This window comes from Streptomyces sp. SAS_281 (genome assembly GCF_052542855.1).
This window is the reverse complement of sequence record NZ_JBMNDO010000030.1, coordinates 20734-41375: the sequence shown is the minus strand read 5'-3', so window position 1 is coordinate 41375 and position 20642 is coordinate 20734. Positions and strand designations below refer to the sequence as shown.

At 72.3% G+C, this 20642-nt stretch carries 32 protein-coding genes and 2 pseudogenes; 14 read left to right on the top strand and 20 right to left on the bottom strand.

The features are described from left to right. Positions 1–3: 3 nt before the first annotated feature. The 18 genes from ACN6LM_RS14175 to ACN6LM_RS14090 form a co-directional block, all read right to left on the bottom strand. A complete protein-coding gene (locus tag ACN6LM_RS14175) occupies positions 4–348 on the bottom strand; it encodes a helix-turn-helix domain-containing protein (RefSeq protein ID WP_445065710.1) in 345 nt (114 codons plus the stop codon). Next, positions 345–680: a hypothetical protein gene (locus tag ACN6LM_RS14170; protein ID WP_445065709.1), complete on the bottom strand. Its 336-nt coding sequence runs from the start codon at positions 678–680 to the stop codon at positions 345–347. Before ACN6LM_RS14170 ends, ACN6LM_RS14175 begins: the two co-directional genes overlap by 4 nt. After that, positions 677–850, bottom strand: coding sequence for a zinc finger domain-containing protein (locus tag ACN6LM_RS14165; RefSeq protein WP_445065708.1), 174 nt, complete (start codon positions 848–850; stop codon positions 677–679). The genes ACN6LM_RS14170 and ACN6LM_RS14165 overlap by 4 nt, the downstream gene beginning before the upstream one ends. Before the next feature lie 2 nt (positions 851–852). Further along, complete coding sequence (locus ACN6LM_RS14160; protein WP_445065707.1) at positions 853–1257, bottom strand: Lsr2 family DNA-binding protein; 405 nt, start codon at positions 1255–1257, stop codon at positions 853–855. Between the two features lie 18 nt (positions 1258–1275). Then, positions 1276–1602, bottom strand: coding sequence for a hypothetical protein (locus ACN6LM_RS14155; RefSeq protein ID WP_445065706.1), 327 nt, complete (start codon positions 1600–1602; stop codon positions 1276–1278). Beyond that, positions 1599–1883 (bottom strand): hypothetical protein, encoded by a 285-nt coding sequence (locus ACN6LM_RS14150; protein ID WP_445065705.1) that lies wholly within the window; start codon positions 1881–1883, stop codon positions 1599–1601. The genes ACN6LM_RS14155 and ACN6LM_RS14150 overlap by 4 nt, the downstream gene beginning before the upstream one ends. Further along, positions 1880–3199, bottom strand: a complete 1320-nt coding sequence (locus ACN6LM_RS14145; protein WP_445065704.1) for a hypothetical protein — start codon at positions 3197–3199, stop codon at positions 1880–1882. The genes ACN6LM_RS14150 and ACN6LM_RS14145 overlap by 4 nt, the downstream gene beginning before the upstream one ends. A 217-nt stretch (positions 3200–3416) precedes the next feature. Then, positions 3417–3866 carry a hypothetical protein gene (locus ACN6LM_RS14140; protein ID WP_445065703.1) on the bottom strand — a complete coding sequence of 150 codons (450 nt, stop codon included), beginning with the start codon at positions 3864–3866 and terminating at the stop codon, positions 3417–3419. Positions 3867–3879: 13 nt separating this feature from the next. Further along, positions 3880–4293 carry a hypothetical protein gene (locus tag ACN6LM_RS14135; protein ID WP_445065702.1) on the bottom strand — a complete coding sequence of 138 codons (414 nt, stop codon included), beginning with the start codon at positions 4291–4293 and terminating at the stop codon, positions 3880–3882. Further along, positions 4290–4496 carry a hypothetical protein gene (locus tag ACN6LM_RS14130; RefSeq protein ID WP_445065701.1) on the bottom strand — a complete coding sequence of 69 codons (207 nt, stop codon included), beginning with the start codon at positions 4494–4496 and terminating at the stop codon, positions 4290–4292. Before ACN6LM_RS14130 ends, ACN6LM_RS14135 begins: the two co-directional genes overlap by 4 nt. Next, positions 4493–4747, bottom strand: coding sequence for a hypothetical protein (locus ACN6LM_RS14125; protein WP_445065700.1), 255 nt, complete (start codon positions 4745–4747; stop codon positions 4493–4495). Before ACN6LM_RS14125 ends, ACN6LM_RS14130 begins: the two co-directional genes overlap by 4 nt. Continuing rightward, positions 4740–5057: a hypothetical protein gene (locus tag ACN6LM_RS14120; protein WP_445065699.1), complete on the bottom strand. Its 318-nt coding sequence runs from the start codon at positions 5055–5057 to the stop codon at positions 4740–4742. Before ACN6LM_RS14120 ends, ACN6LM_RS14125 begins: the two co-directional genes overlap by 8 nt. Before the next feature lie 3 nt (positions 5058–5060). Continuing rightward, entirely contained in the window at positions 5061–5189 is a 129-nt protein-coding gene (locus tag ACN6LM_RS14115; RefSeq protein ID WP_445065698.1) for a hypothetical protein, read from the bottom strand. Then, a complete protein-coding gene (locus ACN6LM_RS14110; RefSeq protein ID WP_445065697.1) occupies positions 5186–5845 on the bottom strand; it encodes a hypothetical protein in 660 nt (219 codons plus the stop codon). Before ACN6LM_RS14110 ends, ACN6LM_RS14115 begins: the two co-directional genes overlap by 4 nt. Continuing rightward, a complete protein-coding gene (locus ACN6LM_RS14105; RefSeq protein ID WP_445065696.1) occupies positions 5842–6222 on the bottom strand; it encodes a phiSA1p31-related protein in 381 nt (126 codons plus the stop codon). Before ACN6LM_RS14105 ends, ACN6LM_RS14110 begins: the two co-directional genes overlap by 4 nt. Beyond that, the gene (locus tag ACN6LM_RS14100) at positions 6219–6626 is read right to left on the bottom strand and encodes a hypothetical protein (RefSeq protein ID WP_445065695.1); all 408 of its coding nucleotides are present in this window, start codon (positions 6624–6626) and stop codon (positions 6219–6221) included. Before ACN6LM_RS14100 ends, ACN6LM_RS14105 begins: the two co-directional genes overlap by 4 nt. 92 nt (positions 6627–6718) lie before the next feature. Next, positions 6719–6904: a hypothetical protein gene (locus ACN6LM_RS14095; protein WP_445065694.1), complete on the bottom strand. Its 186-nt coding sequence runs from the start codon at positions 6902–6904 to the stop codon at positions 6719–6721. Next, positions 6901–7194 (bottom strand): helix-turn-helix domain-containing protein, encoded by a 294-nt coding sequence (locus tag ACN6LM_RS14090; protein ID WP_445065693.1) that lies wholly within the window; start codon positions 7192–7194, stop codon positions 6901–6903. The genes ACN6LM_RS14095 and ACN6LM_RS14090 overlap by 4 nt, the downstream gene beginning before the upstream one ends. Positions 7195–7457: 263 nt before the next feature. On the opposite strand from ACN6LM_RS14090, the gene ACN6LM_RS14085 reads away from it, so the two are divergent. Next, on the top strand, positions 7458–7856 hold the full coding sequence (locus ACN6LM_RS14085; protein WP_445065692.1) for an XRE family transcriptional regulator: 399 nt from the start codon (positions 7458–7460) through the stop codon (positions 7854–7856). Between the two features lie 171 nt (positions 7857–8027). After that, entirely contained in the window at positions 8028–8486 is a 459-nt protein-coding gene (locus tag ACN6LM_RS14080) for a hypothetical protein (protein WP_445065691.1), read from the top strand. 8 nt (positions 8487–8494) lie between these two features. Here ACN6LM_RS14080 and ACN6LM_RS14075 read toward each other — a convergent pair whose 3' ends face one another. After that, a complete protein-coding gene (locus tag ACN6LM_RS14075; protein ID WP_445065690.1) occupies positions 8495–9997 on the bottom strand; it encodes a recombinase family protein in 1503 nt (500 codons plus the stop codon). A gap of 34 nt (positions 9998–10031) precedes the next feature. On the opposite strand from ACN6LM_RS14075, the pseudogene ACN6LM_RS14070 reads away from it, so the two are divergent. From ACN6LM_RS14070 to ACN6LM_RS14045, 6 genes and pseudogenes are all read left to right on the top strand, one after another. Further along, positions 10032–10367: pseudogene (locus ACN6LM_RS14070) on the top strand (ATPase, T2SS/T4P/T4SS family); the annotation flags it as partial. Between the two features lie 62 nt (positions 10368–10429). Further along, positions 10430–11248, top strand: coding sequence for a type II secretion system F family protein (locus tag ACN6LM_RS14065; RefSeq protein ID WP_445065754.1), 819 nt, complete (start codon positions 10430–10432; stop codon positions 11246–11248). Beyond that, positions 11245–12084 (top strand): type II secretion system F family protein, encoded by an 840-nt coding sequence (locus tag ACN6LM_RS14060; RefSeq protein ID WP_445065689.1) that lies wholly within the window; start codon positions 11245–11247, stop codon positions 12082–12084. The genes ACN6LM_RS14065 and ACN6LM_RS14060 overlap by 4 nt, the downstream gene beginning before the upstream one ends. A 66-nt stretch (positions 12085–12150) precedes the next feature. Further along, positions 12151–12354: a DUF4244 domain-containing protein gene (locus tag ACN6LM_RS14055; RefSeq protein WP_445065688.1), complete on the top strand. Its 204-nt coding sequence runs from the start codon at positions 12151–12153 to the stop codon at positions 12352–12354. Positions 12355–12466: 112 nt separating this feature from the next. Continuing rightward, complete coding sequence (locus ACN6LM_RS14050; RefSeq protein WP_445065753.1) at positions 12467–12844, top strand: TadE family type IV pilus minor pilin; 378 nt, start codon at positions 12467–12469, stop codon at positions 12842–12844. An 83-nt stretch (positions 12845–12927) separates the two neighbouring features. Then, the gene (locus tag ACN6LM_RS14045; RefSeq protein ID WP_445065687.1) at positions 12928–13332 is read left to right on the top strand and encodes an Rv3654c family TadE-like protein; all 405 of its coding nucleotides are present in this window, start codon (positions 12928–12930) and stop codon (positions 13330–13332) included. Positions 13333–13368: 36 nt separating this feature from the next. On the opposite strand, the gene ACN6LM_RS14040 is transcribed toward ACN6LM_RS14045, so the two are convergent. Then, on the bottom strand, positions 13369–15861 hold the full coding sequence (locus tag ACN6LM_RS14040; RefSeq protein WP_445065686.1) for a DEAD/DEAH box helicase: 2493 nt from the start codon (positions 15859–15861) through the stop codon (positions 13369–13371). A 78-nt stretch (positions 15862–15939) separates the two neighbouring features. On the opposite strand from ACN6LM_RS14040, the gene ACN6LM_RS14035 reads away from it, so the two are divergent. The 6 genes and pseudogenes from ACN6LM_RS14035 (at position 15940) to ACN6LM_RS14010 (ending at position 20606) form a co-directional block, all read left to right on the top strand. Next, positions 15940–16293, top strand: coding sequence for an STAS domain-containing protein (locus tag ACN6LM_RS14035; protein ID WP_003967428.1), 354 nt, complete (start codon positions 15940–15942; stop codon positions 16291–16293). Positions 16294–16575: 282 nt separating this feature from the next. Beyond that, on the top strand, positions 16576–17046 hold the full coding sequence (locus ACN6LM_RS14030) for an ATP-binding protein (protein WP_445065685.1): 471 nt from the start codon (positions 16576–16578) through the stop codon (positions 17044–17046). Positions 17047–17316: 270 nt separating this feature from the next. Then, positions 17317–17970, top strand: a complete 654-nt coding sequence (locus ACN6LM_RS14025; protein WP_445065684.1) for a small secreted protein — start codon at positions 17317–17319, stop codon at positions 17968–17970. A gap of 120 nt (positions 17971–18090) precedes the next feature. Further along, positions 18091–19632, top strand: coding sequence for a DUF7059 domain-containing protein (locus tag ACN6LM_RS14020; protein WP_445065683.1), 1542 nt, complete (start codon positions 18091–18093; stop codon positions 19630–19632). A 179-nt stretch (positions 19633–19811) separates the two neighbouring features. After that, positions 19812–19982, top strand: coding sequence for a hypothetical protein (locus tag ACN6LM_RS14015; protein ID WP_445065682.1), 171 nt, complete (start codon positions 19812–19814; stop codon positions 19980–19982). Continuing rightward, positions 19979–20606, top strand: a pseudogene (locus ACN6LM_RS14010) (ABC transporter permease). The gene ACN6LM_RS14015 and the pseudogene ACN6LM_RS14010 overlap by 4 nt, the downstream one beginning before the upstream one ends. Positions 20607–20642 lie beyond the last annotated feature (36 nt).

The window sequence follows — 20642 nt, the reverse complement described above, 5'->3', positions numbered from 1 at the left end:
AGGCTAGGCGCGTGGGGTTGTGGTGCCGCAGGCGGTACAGGCGAACCCGGCAGGAGGGAAGCCCAGGCAGACGGCGCACTCGGGTTCGGCCAGCAGCTGCTCGGGCCGCATCCCGAGCGCTGCCGAGATGGCCACGAGGTCGTCAACGGTGACGGCACGTTGGCCGCCCTTGCTGTTCGCGCCCGCCTCGATCGTGTTCAGCGATGTGTGATGAAGCCGGTGCCCCGTTCCCTGGACGAGCTCGGCGAGCGCGCGGCCGGACAGGCCGCGGGCGGTGCGGATGCGCTTGATGTTCTGGCCAACACGCTGGGACACCTTGGTCTCGTCTGCGGTGCGGGCAGTCCTCACTTCGGCTCCTCGGTCGGGGCGGCAGCGGGTTGCTGCGCCTCGGCGGCCATGCGGCTCGGGCTGGCGGCCTGCTCGTCCTCGTGCCAGGCCCGGTCGTGCTCGGACGGAGTGAGGCAGCGGGGAGCGGGTGTCTCGGCCAGCGCCTGGTCGGCCCACTCGATGCGAGCCCCGAGGTACCCGCCGCGCAGCAGCTCCTCGACGGAGGCGGCGACGGTGGCGAAGCCGAACACGGGGTCATCCAGCACGAAGACGCGGCCGGAGGGGAACGCGGCGCCATCGAGGGCGGGGCCGTTGCGGGGGTGGAGGCGGAAGCCTCGTACGAACTCGGTCACTGGGTGCTCCCGGTGGGCTGGGCCGCGCGCCAGGCGGCGGTACGGAGTTGGTGAACGTCGTTCCGGCGGACGCGGTTGCCGCCGTGGCTGGTGCACAGCTGGCCGGCCTCGCTGCCGCAGGCGGGGCAGGGCACGGCGAGAGCGGGGAAGCGGGTAGGGCGCTCGGGCATCGTCAGACCGCCTTGCCGGTCGCTGCGCGCCACGCCTGGACGACGTCGCCCGGGACGTTGCCGCGGTTCGGGACGGTGTGCCCGTTCTTGCGTGCCCACGCCCGCACCGCCGCCTGGTCGATGCCGGACGCCTTCCGCCTCGGGCGCAGCTGTTCCTTGCGGGCCCGTACGGCCTTCAGTTGCTGCAGGAGTTGCTGCTCCTCGGCGTCGGCCTGGGCGATCTGTTCGGCATCCGCGTACAGGGCGCGCAGTTCCGCGAGGAGGGTTCGGACCTGTTCGCCCTTGCGCGCGACGCCCTTCACGTCGTGATCGACAGCCCACGAAATGAGCTTGCCGACGGGGAGCGGAACCTCGCCGGTGGACGGGGTGCCCTGCGAGGGTCGGGGGCTGGGTACGGAGTTGAGCATCGGTTCCTCCAGAGGTGTTCAGCGGTGGGCTGGTGCTCGCCGGGCGCTGCGCCAGCGGACGACGGTGCGGGGCGAGACCTGGGTGATGCGGGCAATGTCGACGGCGGTCAGTCCGCGGTCGGTCAGGGCGAGGCCGAGCAGGACCCGCTCGCGGCGGGTCATCCCGGGCGGCATCCGGCGGGCACAGGCGGCCGCCTCCACGTCGTCCAGGTCGGCCGTCGTCCACTGGTTGAAGTCGAAGTCGCGGTAGAGGCGCCACCGCGCATAGTGCTTCCAGCACAGCGTGGACCGGCGGCCCGGCGGGCGAGGACACCGAGGGGCGCGGCACCGCGCGGCCGCGGTCACTGCTGCCGCTCCTTCGGCTGGGCGGGGCGCCTCGGCGGCGGGCTGCTGCAGGTGGCGTGGTGGGGCATGGCCTGCCACTCCCCGGGCCGGATCTCCGGCCGGGCCTGGGTGATGCTGCGGACGTACAGCACCCCGTCCGGACCCTGCATCACGGCAAGGTTCCCGGCCCCCGTCGGCTCGGCGTCGACCGGCTGCCGCCGACCGTTGGCCGTGGTCAGCGCCCAGCAGATCGGTGCGCGGCAGCTGCGGCAGGTGGTGATGTGGTGGCGGCTCGGCTTCATGCGGGTGTCCCTTCGGGGTTGTCGAGCGCGTTGAGGTGCGGGAGGACCAGGGCGTGGCCGTAGAGGTACGTGGCCTTGGCCCTGCCGTGGTCGCGGATGGCCTGGCGGATCGCGGCCGGCGTTGCGGCCGCCCGCAGCTGCTCCCGTGAGTCCGGGTCCGGTGGTGGGCAGCTGCTCGCGGCCGGGCGGGCGGGCGCCGACCACCGCGGCGGCAGCGGCGTCGGCGGGTCGGGCGGCTGCTCCTGGACCACGGCCTCCTGCTGCGCCCGGGCGGCCCGTTCCTGAGCGTTGTCGGCGCAGACGGCGCAGTCCTGGCCGGTGTGCCAGGTGACGCCGGACTCGCAGGCGGCCAGGCCGCATCCGTGGCGGGGTAGCCCGGCGCCGAGGATCCACCGGCCGACGTCACCGCCGTGCGGCGCCTCCGTGGACGCCCAGCGGCGCGTCAGCCGGGCCGTCAGGCGCTCCATGCCGACACCGGCCTCGAGCTGGCGGCCGATCTCGTGACCGATGCGGCGCATGACGTACGTCCGGATCCCGGGGAGCTCGTGGCGTACCGGGTCCAGGACCGACCAGACCCTCGAGGAGAGGTTCAGACCGGGTCCGGCGTAAGCCCGGGGCGTGCCCCCGCCGTTGTTGCTGCGCTTTTCCACAGGCTGGGGCCCGTAACTACCCGCGTCTCGCCTACGGCGGATACCCAAGGCGGCCGTCTCGTTCGTCAAGGGTCGGTCAGTCGTGGTGTCTTCCCTAGACGTGAGGGATCCGTCGCAGCTGTCGGGACCCGATCCGTCATGGATGTCAGGGGCCGCGTCCTCGAGCTGGACGGCCTGCAGCGGGTGGCGGTGGGCCTCGTAGGCGTGGCGACCCTGCAGGCCCTGCCGCTCGTGCACGGTGATCCACCCGGTGGCGGCGAGCTCGGCGACCAGGCGCGCGGCCTGGCGCTCGCCGAGGTGTTCGCCGGCCTGCTTGCCGGAGTGGTGGTAGAGCATCGCGCCGAGGTCCCCGACCGCCAACGGCTGGTTGCGGACGGCGGCGTACGCGACGAGGGCGTAGAGGCGCAGCAGGCGCGGAGAGAGGGCCTCGGCGGCCCGTACGGGGATCCACACGAAGTGCTCGTCCGGGCCGGCCTCGCGGACGACGCGGTGGGCGGACTGGCCGCGGCCGCCGGGCAGGGTGCGCCGGGTCGTGATGACCTCGGCCAGGCCGTCGACGTCGTCCGGGGTGGCGAGGTCGCGCAGGCCGCGTTCGGCCTCGGATTTGGACATGCCGAGGTACTCGGCGAGGACGGACACCTTCGCGGTGCACCCCTCGGGGCGCATGGCGAGCGCTGCGATTTTGATGTAGACGCTCAGGGCCGAATCACGGTACTGAGCGCCTACAACGATGCGCAGAGGCACGCGAACGCGAAGACCGCCACCGGCGTACGGCCGTGCTCCGGCGGCCGCGCGGGGCGGCTGCGGGCACGGCGCAGCAGCAGCGGGGGCTGCTGCGTACGCGACGGCGGCGGTCAACGAGTTCTCCAGGGTGAGGGGATGGTCAGGTGCGGGAGGTCCAGGCGGTGACCGCAGTCCGAACGCTGTCGGCCGGGTGCCAGTGCGGGGCGTGGCCCTCGGGCACCGGCTCGTCCGCGAGGAGCGCACGGGCGGTAGCGGCTACGGCGCCCGGGTCGGAGTACAACCCGAGCCTCGGCAGGAACTCGGGCTCGGTGTTGCCGCCCTCGGGCCGGGGCCGGGCGTACTGCCACTGTTCGGCCGGGTGATCCCAGAAGAGGAACAGGCCGTCCTGGCCGTCCTCGTCGTCCTCATCCACCCGGGTGTCGTCCCAACCGATGACGGCGGTGAGCATCGTGGTGCATCCCGCGTCATCGCCGGTGGCGTAGGGGTCGGTCTCGGCGTCCGACGTCCACCACTGGTCCGGTTCCAGGCCGGCCGCAATGAGGGCGTCGATGACGGCGGTGATGTAGGGGGCGTGGGGCGGTTCAGACATCAGGAGCTCCTGCTCAGGCATCGGTGGTCCGTTCCGTGGTGGTGAGCTGGGCGGCGTGCTGGCGGCGCAGGCGGTCCAGCAGCAGTTCCGGGATGGTGAGGATGAAGTCGGCCGTCTCGTACCGGTCCGTCTCGCGGGCCTTGCGGACCCAGCCGCGCTGGCGCAGCGTCGTGAGGGCGACCGCGACCTGCCCGGCGTGGAGGCCGGTGTCGTGGACGAGGCCGACGATGCGGGGCTGCTGGTGGGGCGGGATGTGTCCGGCCTCGTCCGCGCGGACCATCAGGGCGTACGCGACGAGCTGGTGGCGGGGGTTGAGGCGCGCGTTGTCGATACCGGCCCGGTACAGCTGCTGGAACGTGGGGGCCGGGACCGGGCGGTGGGCGGGCATGTTCGCCGGGCTCGGGCGGCGAGGTGCGGCAGTGCTCACGGCTGCTCCTGTTCTGCGGGTGGTTCGGGGGTGAGCTGGTTGAGGTAGGACCCGGCGGGCCAGCCGGGGCCGGGCTGGGGCTCCGGCCGGCCCGCGAGGGCGGAGGGGGTGTGGCGGTCGCAGCACCACCCACGCGGGTAGAAGCGGGCGTACCGCAGGCCGTGCGGCGGGACATCGCCGCACGGCCGTACGGACCCGCTCACCGGCCGGAGTAGGTCCGGTGGCAGCGGCGGCAGACCAGGCGCCCGGACGCGGTGATGTCGTGCGGTCGCTGCATGTGCCCGCACTTCAGCGAGTCGCACTGAAGGCGCAGGGCGCTGTCGAGCGGGGCGCCGGTCCGGTCGCCGTCGGGGCCGGCCGTCGGGCCGCGGTGCCCTCGGGTGTAGGTGCTGAGCAGGATCAGGACCGCGGCGCCCGCGAGGATGGGGCCCCAGAGGAGGACGTCCTCAAGCATTGGCCACCTCCTGCGTCTGCGGGGCGGGGATGGCGCGGACCTCGGCGAGCGCGATGCCGTACGTGGCGCACAGCCCCGAGCACCAGACGCGGTCCGGGTCCGACGAGCCGAAGACGCCGGTGCGGGCCCAGCCGGTCGGCACGGCGTCCTCGAGGAACTCGTCGGCGACGGTGCCGCACAGCGGGGTGGTGCACGTGCCGGGGGCCACCGGGTGGAGGCCGAGACGCGGCAGGTTCTCCATGACGTCGGCGGGCTCGTTCTTCTTCTTGCGCGGGGGCCGGTTCGTCGGCGGCGAGTTGAACGGGGCCATGGGTCAGCCCTCCTTGCGGTGGTGTGCGGTGCGGGTGATGTGCCGGTCGGCGATCCAGCCGATGACGATGACGGCCAGGTCCATGAGGCCGAGGGCGATGAGCGTGAGGAGTAGTGCGTCCTCGGTGGTCACTCGTCGGCGTCCGGGTCGTACGAGGCCGCAGCCTCGAGCGGGGTGACGGTGTAGCCGGTGGAGACGCGCTCGCCATCGACCAGCACGTCCAGCTCGAGGACGGCGGGCTCCTGGTCCTCCTCGTCGGCCTGCCACTCGAAGAACACGGAGACGCGCCCCGCGAACTCCCGGGAGACGAGCGCCTCGCAGTGCTCCTGCGCGGCCTCGGCCGTGGTGTACAGGCCGACGCGGATCGAGTCGTGCTCGGCCCGGTACACGAGCAGGTCGGCGTCGGGTCCGGCCGGCAGACCGGCGAGGAGGCTGATGCCTTCCACCCAGGACCGCACCTCGGCGACGTCGCCCTGGACGACGGCCTCGCCGAGCTCGTCCAGGGCCTGCAGGATGCGCGCCCCGGTCGGCTGCTCGCGCAGGGCCCGGGCCAGCGCGACGAGGACGGTGGTGCGGGCTGCAGTGACCTCGGCCCCGGCTGGGGTGGTCTTCTGCAGCTCGGTGCCGATGCGGTGCAGCAGCCCGGCGAGCGACCCGGACCAGGTGTCCCGGATGCTGTGCCCGTAGGGGGCGTAGGCGTGCTCGACGGTGATGCGGGTGAGGTCGGGGCGGGCGCCGGGGACGGTGCCGAGGATGGCCGCCGCGATGGTGTTGTGCGTGGTCGTCATGACGACCTCCCGCGGAGGCGGTTGATGATCCGGGCGAAGACGAGCGGCGTGGGCGTCGGCTCTTCCGCCTTGGCCTCGGCGGCCGTGCAGGCCGGGGTGTCGATGGCGGCCACAGCCTCGGCGTGGGTGACCGGGCGGGGCGCGGGGATCAGCGGGCCGGACTCCCAGTAGATGTCGTCCAGGCGTCGCGGGGTGTCCGCGCGGGTCTGCATGAGGGGCATGCCGTCGTGGTCGGTGGCGCGGGTCCAGGACCAGCGGGCGCCGTAAACGTCGATCTGCTCACGGGCCAGGTCGACGGCGAAGTCGAAGGCGAGGTCGGTCGTCTTGACCTCGGCCTCGCCGAACTCGGCGGCGGCGTTGAGGGTGAAGGTCGTCATGCCGCACCGCCCGCGAGGTCCGAGAGGCTGTAGACGACGGCGGTCTTGGTCGGGGCGATGCCCGCGGGGTCCTGCTCGGTCCGGGCCTGCTCGTACGTGAGCGGCAGGCCGTAGCCCATCAGCACCAGGGGCACGCCCCGGACGATGGTGGTCGCGTGGAGCCAGGCGCCCTCGGCGTAGGCGTGGAGCTCGACGGCGGCCGGCGGAATCTGCAGCGCGGTGCGCCACGCGTCGAACGCGTCGGGGGTGTCCGCCTGCAGGTCGATGACGGCGCCCTGGCCCAGCACGGTGTACGGAGCGGGGAGGTGCGGGAAGGTCTTGGCCAGGTAGGTCACGGCCTCGATCGCGGGGAGGAGATCCGCGAACGTGCCGGTGGGTACGGGGGCGGTATTGTCTGTGGTCACGGTGACCTCGATTTCTGAACTCGTTGAGGTATGCCGGGTGATGAAGGGGCTGTCGCGGACCGTGCAGGGTCCGGGCGGCCCCTTGGTCGTGATCAGGCCGCGCGCTGTACGGGGCGCTTCGCGGTGGTCACGGGGGCGGCGGTGCGGTGGAGCACCGACAGGGCAGTGATCTCGTCGGCCGTCAGCTGGCAGGTGGGGCAGAGCACCGGGTCCACGTCGTGGACGCACTGCTCGTTCCATCCGGCCTGGAACGCCTCAGCGGCGTTGCGGCAGATCACGATGCGCTCGCCAGGCTCGGGGCGTACGGGCCGTCTACGGGTACCGCGCGGCCGGTGGGCTCCCAGAGGACGAGGAGGTCTACGCCGATGGTGCGGGCGATGGTGTAGGCGACCTGGTCGGGTTGTGTCCGGACGACGCCGGTCAGCAGGTGGTCGATAGTGCTGTGCGGGATGCCGGCGGCGGCCGCCAGCGCGCGGCGGCTGATGCTGGCTCCGGTTCCGGTGCGCTGCATGAGCTGGTTCAGCAGCTCGGGGTTGACCAGCCGAAAGCGCTGTTTCGCAGGATCCATGTACGACCTCTTGGGCGGTGTGCCTAAAAACTTGGGCAGGGCCAATGTCGCATGGGTTGGGCAGTGTGTCCAGTTTCTTGGGCACGGGCCGCATCGGAATTCGGTCACATCTCGTTGTGTGTATGGCGCCCGACGCCCAGAAACCTGGACACTATGGCCAGGGGGATGCGAGTCCCCGTGTCATGAGCTGCAACGATGCTGCACATGCATCATTGATCACTTGGGCACCCGGACGCCCCACGCCCCCAGGACAGAGGATGGTCATGGCTGACGAGACAGCCCCCCGTACGGATCTCGCCGACCTGGCGCGAACTCGCATGGACGAGCTCGCCCTGTCGTACCGAAGAGCCTCCGAGCTCGCTGTTGACCCGGAGCAGCCGGAGCTCGGCTCGCTCTGGACGCGCGGCACGTTGGAGAACCTGGTGAAGGGCAAGGCGATCAAGGCTCCGGGGCCGGCCGAGCTGCGAGCCCTGCATGTGGCCTTGCAGGTCCCCTTGCGTCTCGTCCAGGACGCGGCCGCTGGTCAGTTCTTCGGGGTTGACACCATCTGGGCCGAGGATCCGGACACCCGGCTCATGGTCCGCCACTACCAGTCGCTCAGTCCGGAGGACCGGGAGCGCCTGCGGGCGATCGCGGAAGCGTGGGGCAAGCCCAAGCCGTAGTCACTTCTGGTTAGTTTTACGTAACTGCTGGTCCGAAAGTGACCATCGGTGCATGATGGGTCACCTGCCTGGGGGGCGGAAGTAAAGGCTCCGTATCGCACGCTGCCATTCGAACTAAGGTGCGTATTGTGCGGTGAGCTACAGGGGCCAGGCACGGGGAGGTACAGACGCATGAGCGACGGCGCAACGAAGGCACCTGCAAAGATTCGGTTCCAGGTGGTGCCCATGGATGCCCTGCCGTCGGGCAGGGCCTGCCGCGTAGACGAGATGGACGGGCTGATCGTCGCCAGCATCGGCGCGAAGCACGGCACCCCCGCTCTGTGCGACGAGCTCACGCTGCTCCACGAAGCGCTGATGGCGCAGGGCCGGTGGGAGCAGACGCCCTGTTCGAACACGGACCGAATCGACCAGCCAGCCGAGGGGCTCGAGATGGCCTCGATCGCCTGGGAGCAGGTCTCAGCTGACGTGCTGCCGTCGAACGCGCTCGCGGCCCCCGTGGAGCGCGAGGGCGCGCTGGTCTGGCTCCTGAACGAGCAGCATGCCTCCAAGCAGCTGTGCGCCGAAATCTCCGATTACGGCCGCCGGATCGGCGGCGACGGGCTGTGGCGTCAGCACTGGCCCGACGCCTGATGTCCCGGTTACGACGGGGCCGCTCCTGACCGTCGGTCGGACCGTACCCGGATCACGCGGACCGCGTCCGTGTCGAACCCCGGGCCCCGGCGGGCGGTCGGGAGCACGATGACCCCGTAGAGGGCCCGCACAGTGGCTGACCGTACGTCGACCGGCGTCTCCTCCCACCGCTCCTGCGTGATGCCGGCCATACGTCCCAGAAGCCGCTGCGTCGCCGACGACGCGAGCCGTTCGCGCGCCGCCCGGATCTTCTCATCGAAGGAGGCCAGGGCGAGCAGTGCCATCCCTGCGTCGACCTCCGGGTGGTCGGCGAGCGCTGCCAGCTGCTGGCGGACCTCGCTCCGTCGGCGCTCCAGGGTGGTGACCTCGTCGGCCAGGCCGGGGTTCTCGGCGGACGCTGTGAGCTCCGCCAGGAACCGCGGATCGTTGAGGAGCCTGACGGCCTGGCCGCTCACGTAGGCGTCCAAGTGCTCGACGTTGCGTCCCACCGCGCGGCAGGCGGGACAGTAGTAGATCCGGGACGCCTTGCGGTTCCGGCCGCCCGTCGGCTTGGTGATCAAATAGCCGCCGCAGTTGCAGCACTGCGCGCCGCCTTTCCCCGACAGGAGGTAGCGGCGCTCCCGTCCGCCGTTAACCGCCCGCTCGGCGCTCTCGCGGTACAGAGCTCGCACGCTCTCCCACGTCTCACGGGGGAGGAACCCGTCCCAGGCCGCGTCATAGAGCTCGCCGTCGTGCTCGATCAGCCCGGCGGCCCGGGCCGAAGTCAGCAAGTTCCGCAGGGACTTCGCGATCCACGGGTTTCCCTCGGTGGTGGTACAGCGCGTGTTCAGCCAGCGCAAGACGCCGGCCTGCGACTGCCCCGCTAGGAGCCGGTCGGCTGCGTCCACTGCGAGCGCGGCCTCCTCGGGTACCTGCTGGGTCGTGTCGTAGACCGACGTCTCCACCCACTGGCCGTCGGGCCCGGGCTCCTTCCGCACGCCCACCAGCACACCGAAGCCGAACGGCCGGCGGCCGCCCACTTGGGTGAGCCCTCTTTCCCGCCGGGCGGTGAGCGCGCGCAGCACTCGGCGAGAGGTATTGTCCGATTCGCGGCACGCCTGCGCCGCCTCGATACGCAGGATGAACCGGTCGTCGGGGCTGTCGAGATCCCGGGTGCCTGACGGGCTGGCGACGCGTAGCCCTTGCTGATCCGAGATGCTGATCAGCTTCTCGAGGTCGTACGGCTGCCGAATGAGGCGGTCGCCGTGGTAGACGAGGAGCCCGTCGATCTCGCGGGCTTCGACGGACTTCAGCATGCGGTCCCACTGGGGCCGCCGCCGGTTCCGCTGCCAGGCGCTGCGGGAGTTATCCGGGAAGATGTGCGCCTCGGAGATGCGCCAGCCGAGGCGCTCGGCGAGGGCCCGGCAGTCGGCCTCCTGCCGCTCGACCTTCTCGAGCGAGCCGTCCGGGGCGTAGGACAGGCGGCAGTAGATCCCCGCCGTCTGGGGCGGGCGCTGCAAGGTGTACGGCATGCCCAAGAGTGTAGGTGTCTGCTGGGCATTTAGGGAGCTCCTGGCCGCCCTGAACACGGGACATGAGGGAGGCTCCGGGACTGTCCATGCCAATGCTGCCGGGCATGTTCCGGCACGGTTGGAGGCGCTGGGAACCGCGGCGGGACTCGACCGGCTGGCGCTGCACAGTCAGCTGGCGGCGGCTCTGTCGGTAGTGGTCCACCTCGTCCGGGACCGGGCGGGGCGCAGACGGATCGCGGACATCCATGTGCTGGAGCGGGACGCGGCCGGGCTGGTGCTGACCGTTCCGGCTCTGCGGTGGGGCGTCACGGGCTTCGAGCGGGAGCGGGGCTGGGAGCGGCTGCATGAACTCATCGGGGATGCGTTGTGACCGGGAGCGCGGCACGGGTCGGGGTCCCGGACGTGGTGCACGCCGCAGCACTGTGTGCGGCGATGGCCGCGTGGCTGGCGGTGATGGGCCGTAGCCGGCCGCTGCGCAGGGCGCGGGCGTTGCTGACCGACGGGGGCGAGCGGTCGCCGGGCGGGGAGAGGTGGTGGAAGGCCCGCGGCCGGATCGAGGAGCGGCTGAGAGGGCGGTGGGAGTGGCTGTGTCTCCCGGTGGCTTCGGTGCCGGCGGCGCTCGGACAGTCCGTACTGCCGCTGCTTGCGGGTGCCGCCGCCGTTCCCCTGGCACGGAGATGGTTGCGGAAGAGGCGGTCGTGCAAGGAACGGGAGGCCAGGGCGAACGGAGTGGTGGATCTGTGCGGTGCGCTGGTCGGTGAGCTGAGGGCCGGTCGCGAGCCCGGGGAGGCGCTGCTTGTAGCGGTGCGCGGCACGGACGGCATGGGCGAAACCGGTTTCCGGGTGTCGGCCGCCGCGCGGTTCGGGGGTGACGTGCCGCGAGCACTCGTCCAGGCAGCGGAGGAACCGGGGCTGGACGGGCTGGCTGGAGTGGCCGCCTGCTGGCGGGTGGCGGTGGGCAGCGGCGCCGGGCTTGCGGCGGGCCTGGGCCGGCTGGAAAGCGCCCTGCGCGCCGAGCGCCGTCAGCGGGACGAGCTGCGAGCACAGCTGGCTGGGGCATGGTCGACGGTCGGGGTGCTCGCCCTGCTCCCCGTGCTCGGTCTGGGGCTCGGTGCCGCGCTGGGCGCGGACCCGTTGAGGGTGTTGTTGCACAGCACCGCCGGCCTCGTCTGCCTGGTGACCGGCGGCCTGCTGGAGGCGTGCGGTCTCCTCTGGGCTGCCCGGATCGTCCGGTCGGGGGAAGTGGGATGAGCGCATCGGCCGACGGGGGTGTCCAGGCGGCGGCAGCCGTCGGGGTCGCGTTGTGCGTGTATGCCCGAGTGGTCCTTCCGCTGACGCGGCGGCAGGCCGGCCGGCGGGTGCGGCGTCGGGGCGAGCACCTTCTGGCGGTGGGGCGGGCGGTTCCCGGGGGCCGGACGGGCCCCTTCCGGCAGTCCGGACCCCGGGCGGGCCCGGCCTTCTCCGCCGCCTCGGTCAAGCAGTGGGTGGTGCTGTCGGCGGTCGTGCTGGCGGGGTGGTTCCTCGTGGGCGGCCCGGTGGGATGGGCGGTCGGCCTGGGGTCGGCCTATGGCACCCGGCGATGGCAGCGAAAGGGGCTCGGACGCGCCGCGCGAATTGCCGCCGAGACAGAAGCCCGAGCGGCGGAAGCGGCACGACAACTGCCCATGGCGGCGGACCTGCTGGCGGCCTGCCTCTCCGCCGGCGCCGGCCCGGTGGAGGCGGCCGAGGCGGTGGGTGAGTCCCTGGGTGGTTCGGTGGGCGATCAGCTCGCCCGGACGGCGGCGGAGATCCGGCTCGGCGGAGACCCGGCTGTCGCCTGGGGGAGGTTCGGCGAGATACCGGGAGCCGCCGCCCTGGCCGGCTGCCTGGACCGGGCGGGATCGACCGGTGCCCCAGCGGCGGAGCCGGTGGCCCGGATCGCTGAGGCACTGCGGGCCGAGCGGGCGAGGGCGGCCTCGGCGCGGGCGCAGCGGGCCGCCGTGATGGTCACCGCGCCCGTGGGGCTCTGCTTCCTCCCCGCGTTTCTGGCGGTGGGGGTGGCGCCCGTGGTCATCGGGCTGGCCGGTGGCCTGCTTCAACCGGCGTAGTCCGGAAGCAAAGACGTGGGACCAGTTCAGTCGTGTACGTAACCGATGTGTCGGGGGTTTGAAGTGATGCGCAAGATCAAGAAGTGGACGCGGTTTGTGGTCCGTCTCGCACGGTCCCGGGCAGACAGCGGAATGACGACGTCCGAGTACGCGGTGGGCACGATCGCGGCCTGTGCGTTCGCCGCCGTGCTCTACAAGGTCGTCACCAGCGCGGCGGTGATGTCCCAGTTGCAGTCGCTGCTGAAGGGCGCGCTCGATGCGAAGTTCTGAGGCTGGTGCGAGGGCGGCGGGGGCCGGGCCCGGAGGCCGGCCGAGCCGAGCGGGGAACGCACGGTGCAGGGGCTTCGTGCCGGACGGCAGGCGGCTCGGCGATCGGGGAGCGGTGACGGCGGAGGCCGCCATGGTGATCCCGGTGCTGGTGGTGTTCGCCCTGGCCCTGCTCTGGGCGCTGATGGCTGCGTCAGCCCAGATTCGTTGCGTGGACGCGGCCCGCGCCGGCGCCCGTGCCGCAGCCCGTTCGGAGCCGGCGCCCCAGGTGCGGGAGGCCGCTCTTTCCGCGGCGCCGAGCGGGGCTTCGGTCGAGGTGGAGCGGGCCGGAGCGCTGTGGCGGGTGACGGTGGTGGCCCCGACCCCTGGGCCCGGGCGCCTCGCCGCGGCGCTGAGGGCGGAGGCGGCGGCCGCGGCCGAGGACGCGCCGGTCCCTGCCGCCGCAACCGCCGCGGGCGGGCCGAATCCGGCGGTGGACCGGGGCGACCGGTGAGGGGGAGAGGCCGGCGTCGGTGGATCGGAGCCCCGGTCCGATGGTGGGGCCGGCGACGGGCGCCGGTGGGGGATCAGGGGCTGGTGACTGTGTGGGCGGCGGTGACCACGGTGACGCTGTGCACCGTGTTCGCGGTGGTTCTGGCGCTCGGACAGGTGGTGGCGGCTCGGCACCGGGCCGGGGGTGCGGCCGATCTGGCGGCGCTGGCGGCGGCGGACCGGGCGCTGGAAGGCGTGGAGCCGGCCTGCGCGTCGGCCGAGGAGGTGGCCAGGGCCCAGGGGGCGGAGGTGGTGCGGTGCGCGGTTTTGGGGGAGGTCGCCGATGTGACGGCCCGGGTGCGGTTCGGGCCGTATGCGCCGGAGGTCAGGTCCCGGGCGGGACCGCCGGAGGGGGGTCCCGCGGCGGGCGTGCCTCCGCCCGGTGCGGGGCGGGATCAGCCGGGCGGCCGGGACCGGATGCAACCGGCGGGCCCGAGCCCTCCGGCGTAGCGCCCGATCCTTCGCCCTGGCATCCCGGCGTGGCGGTCACGCCCCCGCAGGAGGGGCGGGGCCTTCGTCCTCGGGCGTCCCGCCCGTCGCGGGCCGGAGGAGCTCCGTGAGGAGCCGGACGGCACCTCGTTTGTGCAAGGGGTCGTTGCCGTTGCCGCACTTGGGGGACTGGATGCAAGAGGGGCAGCCCGCATCGCACTCGCAGGACGCGATGGCCAGGCGCGTGGCCGACAGCCACTCGCGGGCGGTGTGGAAGGCGCGCTCGGCGAATCCGGCGCCACCCGGGTGGCCGTCGTAGACGAAGACCGTCGGCAGCAGGGTGTCCGGGTGCAGCGGGACGGACACCCCGCCGATGTCCCAGCGGTCACAGGTGGCGAAGAGCGGCAGCATGCCGATCGAGGCGTGCTCGGCGGCGTGGAGCGCGCCGCCGAGGATCTCGGGGTTGATCCGGGCGGCGTCGAGCTGGTCCTCGGTCACCGTCCACCAGACGGCACGAGTGCGCAGGGTGCGGGGCGGCAGGTCCAGCTTGGTCTCTCCGAGCACCTCTCCGGTGATCAGCCTGCGACGGAGGAAGGAGACGACCTGGTTGGTGACCTCGACGGACCCGTAGCAGAGGCGGCCGTCCCCCCAGGGGATCTGGGTGTCGGTGTCCAGGACGGCGATGGAGGTGGTGTCGCGGGCGGTGGTCGAGTACGGCGGGTCGGCCTGTTCGACCAGGGCCACGGAGTCCTCCAGGTCGAGCTTCCGGACCAGGTAGGAGCGGCCCTGGTGGAGGTGGACGGCGCCCTCGTGGACGGCGCTGTGGGCGGCGGACTCGTCGACGGTGCCCAGCAGCCGGCCGGTGCCCTCCTCGACGATCTGGACGGGGCGACCGCCTTCACCCCGGATGTCGGTGAGGTCGGCGGCGCGCTCGCGTCGGGTCCAGTGCCAGCCGGACGGCCGTTTGCGGAGCAGCCTGGCGGTCTCCAGCTGGGGGAGGAGCCCGGGTGCGGCCGGACCGAAGAGCTGGAGGTCGTCATCGGTGAGCGGCAGCTCCGCGGCCGCTGCGCAGAGATGGGGGGCGAGGACGTACGGGTTGTCCGGGTCGAGGACGGTCGACTCCACCGGCTGCTCGAAAAGGGCCTCGGGGTGATGGACGAGGAAGGTGTCCAGCGGATCGTCGCGGGCCACCAGGATGGCTAGGGCGCCCTGCCCCGCCCGGCCGGCCCGGCCCGCCTGCTGCCAGAGCGATGCCCTCGTCCCCGGGTAGCCGGATATGACGACGGCGTCCAGCCCGGACACGTCGATGCCCAGCTCGAGGGCGGTGGTGGCGGCGAGGCCCAGGAGGCTGCCTGAGTGCAGAGCGCGTTCCAGGGCGCGGCGTTCCTCGGGGAGGTACCCGCCGCGGTAGGCGGCGACCCGGGACGGCAGGGTGCGGTCGACCTCGGCGAGGCGCTCCTTGGCGATGACGGAGATCAGCTCGGCGCCGCGCCGGGAGCGTACGAAGGCGACCGAACGGACGCCCTGGAGGGTGAGGTCGGTGAGCAGGTCGGCGGTCTCGGCCGTGGCGGTCCGGCGTACGGGGGCGCCCCTCTCACCGTGCAGCTCGGTCAGCGGGGGCTCCCACAGGGCGAAGACGAGTTCGCCGCGCGGGGAGGCGTCGTCGGCCACCTCCGTGACGGGGAGACCGGTGAGGCGGCCGGCCGCGACGGCGGGCTCGGCGGAGGTGGCGGACGCGAGGAGGAAGACGGGATCGGAGCCGTAGCGGGCGCAGAGGCGGCGGAGCCGGCGCACCACCTGGGCGACGTGGGAGCCGAAGACGCCCCGGTAGGTGTGGCACTCGTCGATGACGACGTAGCGCAGGGACCGAAGGAAGGAGGACCAGCGGGGGTGTGACGGGAGGATGCCCCGGTGCAGCATGTCGGGGTTGGTGAGGACGTAGTTGGCGTACTGGCGCACCCACTCGCGCTCCTCGACCGGCGTGTCGCCGTCGAAGACGGCGGGCCGGATGCCGTTGCCCAGTGGGGTCGCGAGCGTCTTGACCGATCGCCGCTGGTCGGCCGCCAGGGCCTTGGTCGGGGAGAGGTAGAGCGCGGTGGCGCCGCGCCCGTTCGGGGCCTCCGAGCCGTCCAGGAGGGCGCTGAGGACCGGGGTGAGGTACGCCAGGGACTTGCCGGACGCCGTTCCGGTGGCGATCACGACGGACGTGCCGTCCAAGGCGTGCTCCGCGGCGGCCGCCTGATGCGCCCAGGGGTGCTCGATGCCGGCCTTCTGGATGGCGGCGATCACTTCCGGACGGATGCGGTCGGGCCAGACTGCATGGGTTCCCGCACGCGGGGGCAAGTGCTCCGTATGAGTGATGCGCGCGGACCGGCCCGCCCCTGCGGCGAGCCGGTCGAGGACCATGTCGGGAGAGGGGCGGGAGCCCCCACTCCCCGGGGGTCGACTGGGGCGTTGATTCTTGGCCATCGGCACCGAGTGTGTCACTGGCGAGGCGGACAATGGTCCGAAGGCGTCGTGCATGGCTGCCGGTAAGTGATTGAATGCCATCGCGGCTGGCGATCCGTCCCCCGGCTCCGTCGGGGAGACCGAGGGGCGACCGCTCGATAGCAAGGTGCTGGAGGATCCGTGGACCTGTCCTTGTCGACTCGCAATGTGTCCGGCCCTGGTGGCGACCGTACGGTCGTCGAGGTCGGTGGCGAGATTGATGTGTATACCGCGCCCAAGCTGCGCGAGCAGTTGGTCGAGTTGGTGAATGACGGCAGCTACCACCTGGTTGTCGACATGGAAGGCGTCGACTTCCTCGACTCCACCGGCCTCGGCGTGCTCGTGGGCGGCCTGAAGCGGGTGCGGGCCCATGAGGGCTCGCTGCGCCTGGTGTGCAACCAGGAGCGCATTCTCAAGATTTTCCGGATCACCGGTCTGACCAAGGTGTTCCCCATCCACACCACGGTCGACGAGGCCGTCGCGGCCACCGACTGACATCCGGTCCGGCGCCGGGCCGGTTTGTGCCGGTCCGGTGGCGGGCGGGCCGCGGCGGCTCCGGAGGGAGCCTGCCGGGGCGGGCTGCCTCTGTACCGCCGTGAGCGGTGCGGTGCGCCATGGCTGCCGGGATCACCCGGTTGGCGGTCCCTGGCCGGTTTATTTGTCAGCCGTCCGACCGTCCGGGAGGGCCGCTCCGGTGCCGGGAGCCGACGCCCGCAGGTCTAGCCGGGGCCGCGGTCTGGCCCAGGCATGCACATACGTACGTTCGAGGGGGATCGCATGGCCACCGTTGAACTCCGCTTCAGCGCCCAGCCCGAACACGTCAGGACCGCCCGTCTCGTGGCGGCGGCCGTGGCGCGCAGGGCCGGAGTCGACGAGGCCGTGCTCGACGAGGTCCGCCTCGCCGTGGGCGAGGCGTGCAGCCGTGCCGTCGGTCTGCACCGTAGCCACGGCATCACGGCTCCTGTCATGGTCCGCCTGATCGAGGAGGAGAAGGCGTTCGCCATCGAGGTCGGGGACGAGGTGCCTGGCCCCGGCGCCGACGGATCCGTTCCCGGCGGCGTCTCCGGGCGACGCGGCGCCACCTCCGGCGGAGGGCTTGACGAGCCCGAGTCCGAGGCCGACGACGAGGACGAGATGGGCCTCGCGGTCATCAGCGGTCTCGTTGACGACGTGGAGGTCCGGTCCGGTGCGGACGGCGGCGTGATCCGGATGAGCTGGCCGAAGACGCCGGTCACCGTCCTGCCCTGAGGGGTGCCGGTGCGCTTCGTGGGCGACGCGTGCTCAGTTCCTGTGCGGTCACGGTTTTCTGACGTCGTGCCTGATCGGCCTATCTCCCCGCGAGGGTGAAGATTCGTTCGCGTGTTCGCCTCGGTGAGGGCTGTCCGGGTGAGTTGCGTATCCCTCATTTCCCTTGATGCAAATGGCTACAAAAGCCTGCCTATCGGACGCCTGGCCCCCGGATGGAGCGCGTTCGGCGTGTAAGTTCCGGGGCCGAGAGCCTTGGAAGGGACCAAACCGGTGAACAAGAAGTTTGCAGCCGCGCTGTCCGGCGGTGCGGTACTCGTACTGGCACTGTCGGGCTGCAGCGACGACAGCGACGACAAGGTGAACGACTGGGCGAAGAAGGTCTGCGACCAGGTTCAGCCCCAGCTGCAGAAGATCGCGAACGCCAATGCGTCCATCCAGCAGCAGACCTCCGACAACAGCAAGCCCGCCGACGTCCAGAAGACCGACTCCGCGGCCTTCCAGCAGATCTCGCAGGCGTACAAGGCACTCGGGTCGGCCGTCGATTCGGCTGGGCCGCCGCCGGTGGGCGACGGCGAGACCACGCAGAAGGAGGCCGTGAAGGAGCTCAACGCCTCCTCCGCGGCCTACGCGAAGCTCCAGGAGAAGGTCGACGACCTGGAGACGAAGGACCAGGGCAAGTTCGCCGACGGACTCAAGGGCGTCGCGGAGGAGCTGAACAAGATCAGCACCAGCGGTGACCAGGCGCTGCAGAAGCTCCAGTCCGGCGAGGTCGGCACCGCGATGGCCAAGCAGGAGGGCTGCCAGAAGCCGACCGCCTCGGCGTCTCCCTCGGCCGGCTCGCCGGACGATTCCAAGCCCTCCGCCAAGCCTTCGAGCGAGCCCTCGAAGGAAGCGTCGCCCTCCGCGTCCACCGGCAAGGCGTAACCGGCCGGCCGGCGTCACGGCCCGCGGGGATGGGACGGCATCCGGGTGAGCGGCCCGGCCACCCCGGGGATGCCCGGTGCGGTGGCCGGGTCGCTGCCGTTGTCGGTGGGAGCCGTCACAATGGGGCACGTGAGTAAGACCAGCCTTTTCGCAGCAGACCTTCCCGCGGCGGACCACGCGCATCGGCTCCGCGACGCCCTGCTCGCGTCCGCGTTCACGGCCGATGGACTCCTCGACCTGCTCGGCGCGGCCGCCTATGCCGCGCTGGCGCGCAGCGAGACGGTCCCGGCAATGCGGGCCACGCGTGGCGACACGCCGCTCGACACGCTGGTGCGCCTTTTCCTCCTCCAGCGCCCCGTGCCCGTGGAGCGGGCGGCGGCGGTGCTCCCGCTGAAGGAGTGCGTGGCGGACGGCTGGCTGGCCGAGACGGCCGGGGAGGTGCGGGCGACCGTCGATGTGCGTCCGTACGGCGGCCCGGACGGCGAGGACTGGTTCATCGTCTCCGACCTGGGTTGCGCGGTGGGGGGCGCCGGCGGGATCGGCTCGCGCGACGAGGGCGTGGTCCTCGGCATCGGCGGGGCCTCCACCACTCTGGCCGGGATCACCGTCCGCAAGGCCGTCGGCTCCGCCCTCGATGTCGGTACGGGCTCCGGCATCCAGGCGCTGCACGCCGCGCAGCACGCCACCAGGGTCACGGCGACCGACCTCAACCCGCGCGCCCTCGCGTTCACCCGCCTCACCCTCGCCCTGTCCGGTGCCGCCCCGGCCGATCTGCGCGAAGGCTCGCTGTACGAGCCGGTCGGCGACGAGACCTTCGACCTGATCGTCTCCAACCCGCCCTTCGTCATCTCGCCGGGCGCCCGGCTCACGTATCGCGACGGCGGAATGGCCGGGGACGACCTGTGCCGGACCCTGGTGCGGCAGACCGGCGACCGTCTCAACGAGGGCGGTTTCGCACACTTTCTGGCCAACTGGGAGCACACCGAGGGCGAGGAGTGGCAGGACCGGCTGCGCACCTGGGTCCCGGAGGGGTGCGACGCCTGGATCGTGCAGCGCGAGGTGCAGGACGTCACGCAGTACGCCGAGCTGTGGCTCCGCGACAGCGGCGACCACCGCACGGATCCGGCGGAGTACGAGGCGCGGTACGACGCCTGGCTGGACGAGTTCGAGGCGCGGCGGACGAAGGGCGTCGGCTTTGGCTGGATCACGCTGAGGAAGTCCGCCCCGGCCGCCGCCGGAAATCCCTCCATCGTGATCGAGGAGTGGCCGCACGCGGTGGAGCAGCCGCTCGGCCCCGCGGTCGAGGCGCACTTCGCCCGCCTCGACTACCTGCGCGAGCAGGACGACGCCGCGCTCCTCGCCTCCCACTTCACCCTGGCTGCCGAGGTGGTGCAGGAGCAGGTGGGGCTCCCCGGGGCGGAGGACCCCGAGCATGTGGTGCTCCGTCAGAACCGGGGCATGCGCCGGGCCACCAAGGTCGACGCGGTCGGGGCCGGGTTCGCCGGCGTCTGCGACGGCTCACTCCCCGCCGGGCGGATCCTCGACGCCATCGCCCAGCTGATGAACGAGGACCCGGTGCTGCTCCGGGACCGCACCCCGCAGGCCATCCGGTTGCTGGTCGAGGAGGGCTTCCTGGAGCCGCTGCCCCCGGGCGGGCGGTGACCGGATGATCCGGATCTAGCCGGACGAGGCATCGCTCGGCGCGACCCGCATCGCGATCAGCCCGCTGTGGGACGCCTTCTGCAGCCTCCACCTCGTGATGCCGCACCGCCACCCCTCCCGGCCCTATGAGGAGTGGGTGGTCCGGGCCCGCGAGGTGCTGCGCGAGGACGGCCGGACGCATGCGGCTCGACGGCGTCCGGGCCGGACGGGTCGTCACCCGGGAACCCGCGCCGGAGGACGCCTGCATCGCGATCGTGGAGGAGGCGAACGAGCCCTTTCGTGCGGAACCCGCACCTCAGGAGCGCGGCTCCGAGGCGGACCGCCGCCTCGACGGTGAGGTCGCCGCATGACGCCCGCCCGGGCCCTGCGTCTGACCGCCGTCGGTGTGCGGACACACGTGTCGTACATGAGTCGTTCGCCGCTGGAGATCACCTTCGCCGTCCTCGTGCCCCTGGTCTGCGCGACGCTCTCCGTCTACCTCTTCCGAGCCGCCGACGACCCCGACCGGCTGCTGACCGCGGCCGTCGGAGCCGGGCTGATGGGCATCTGGTCCTCGGTCCTCTCCGGGTCCGGCGGGGCCGTGCAGAACCAGCGTTGGCTGGGAACCCTGGAGACGCTCGTCGCCTCGCCCACCCCGCTCTCCCTCGTCCTGCTGTCCATCACTCCGGCCACCGCGGTCATCGGCACTTACGCCATGGGCGCGACGGTGCTCTGGGGCGCCGTGCTCTTCGACGTGCCGCTGGACTTCGCACATCCGGTGTGACTGGACGCGTCCGGTCTCCTGGGTCCTGCCCACCACCTGGGGCTCCCGCGCGGTCCACGCGGCGACCCCTGGCGGGGCGGGCGCGGGCGAAGTGCTGGTCCCGATGGGCGCCGCCCTCGGGTTCGGTGTGTTCTACGCGCTGCTCGCCGTTCTCGTGCTGGGACGCGTCGAACGGCGTGCGCGGGCCGCCGCGACCCTCGCCCTCGCCTGACCCGGCGTGGCTGCCCGCCCCGGATCCGCGCCCCGC

Bases quoted from the DNA above. Each gene is read 5' to 3' on its own strand.
- ACN6LM_RS14105 (WP_445065696.1), bottom strand. From the start codon at position 6,222: ATGACGACCTTCACCCTCAACGCCGCCGCCGAGTTCGGCGAGGCCGAG.
- ACN6LM_RS14020 (WP_445065683.1), top strand. From the start codon at position 18,091: ATGGGGCACGTGAGTAAGACCAGCCTTTTCGCAGCAGACCTTCCCGCG.
- ACN6LM_RS14090 (WP_445065693.1), bottom strand. From the start codon at position 7,194: ATGGATCCTGCGAAACAGCGCTTTCGGCTGGTCAACCCCGAGCTGCTG.
- ACN6LM_RS14055 (WP_445065688.1), top strand. From the start codon at position 12,151: ATGCGCAAGATCAAGAAGTGGACGCGGTTTGTGGTCCGTCTCGCACGG.
- ACN6LM_RS14160 (WP_445065707.1), bottom strand. From the start codon at position 1,257: ATGCTCAACTCCGTACCCAGCCCCCGACCCTCGCAGGGCACCCCGTCC.
- ACN6LM_RS14030 (WP_445065685.1), top strand. From the start codon at position 16,576: ATGGCCACCGTTGAACTCCGCTTCAGCGCCCAGCCCGAACACGTCAGG.
- ACN6LM_RS14075 (WP_445065690.1), bottom strand. From the start codon at position 9,997: ATGCCGTACACCTTGCAGCGCCCGCCCCAGACGGCGGGGATCTACTGC.
- ACN6LM_RS14125 (WP_445065700.1), bottom strand. From the start codon at position 4,747: ATGCTTGAGGACGTCCTCCTCTGGGGCCCCATCCTCGCGGGCGCCGCG.
- ACN6LM_RS14085 (WP_445065692.1), top strand. From the start codon at position 7,458: ATGGCTGACGAGACAGCCCCCCGTACGGATCTCGCCGACCTGGCGCGA.
- ACN6LM_RS14110 (WP_445065697.1), bottom strand. From the start codon at position 5,845: ATGACGACCACGCACAACACCATCGCGGCGGCCATCCTCGGCACCGTC.
- ACN6LM_RS14140 (WP_445065703.1), bottom strand. From the start codon at position 3,866: ATGTCTGAACCGCCCCACGCCCCCTACATCACCGCCGTCATCGACGCC.
- ACN6LM_RS14120 (WP_445065699.1), bottom strand. From the start codon at position 5,057: ATGGCCCCGTTCAACTCGCCGCCGACGAACCGGCCCCCGCGCAAGAAG.
- ACN6LM_RS14060 (WP_445065689.1), top strand. From the start codon at position 11,245: ATGAGCGCATCGGCCGACGGGGGTGTCCAGGCGGCGGCAGCCGTCGGG.
- ACN6LM_RS14065 (WP_445065754.1), top strand. From the start codon at position 10,430: ATGGCCGCGTGGCTGGCGGTGATGGGCCGTAGCCGGCCGCTGCGCAGG.
- ACN6LM_RS14165 (WP_445065708.1), bottom strand. From the start codon at position 850: ATGCCCGAGCGCCCTACCCGCTTCCCCGCTCTCGCCGTGCCCTGCCCC.
- ACN6LM_RS14150 (WP_445065705.1), bottom strand. From the start codon at position 1,883: ATGAAGCCGAGCCGCCACCACATCACCACCTGCCGCAGCTGCCGCGCA.
- ACN6LM_RS14015 (WP_445065682.1), top strand. From the start codon at position 19,812: ATGCGGCTCGACGGCGTCCGGGCCGGACGGGTCGTCACCCGGGAACCC.
- ACN6LM_RS14080 (WP_445065691.1), top strand. From the start codon at position 8,028: ATGAGCGACGGCGCAACGAAGGCACCTGCAAAGATTCGGTTCCAGGTG.
- ACN6LM_RS14040 (WP_445065686.1), bottom strand. From the start codon at position 15,861: ATGGCATTCAATCACTTACCGGCAGCCATGCACGACGCCTTCGGACCA.
- ACN6LM_RS14145 (WP_445065704.1), bottom strand. From the start codon at position 3,199: ATGCGCCCCGAGGGGTGCACCGCGAAGGTGTCCGTCCTCGCCGAGTAC.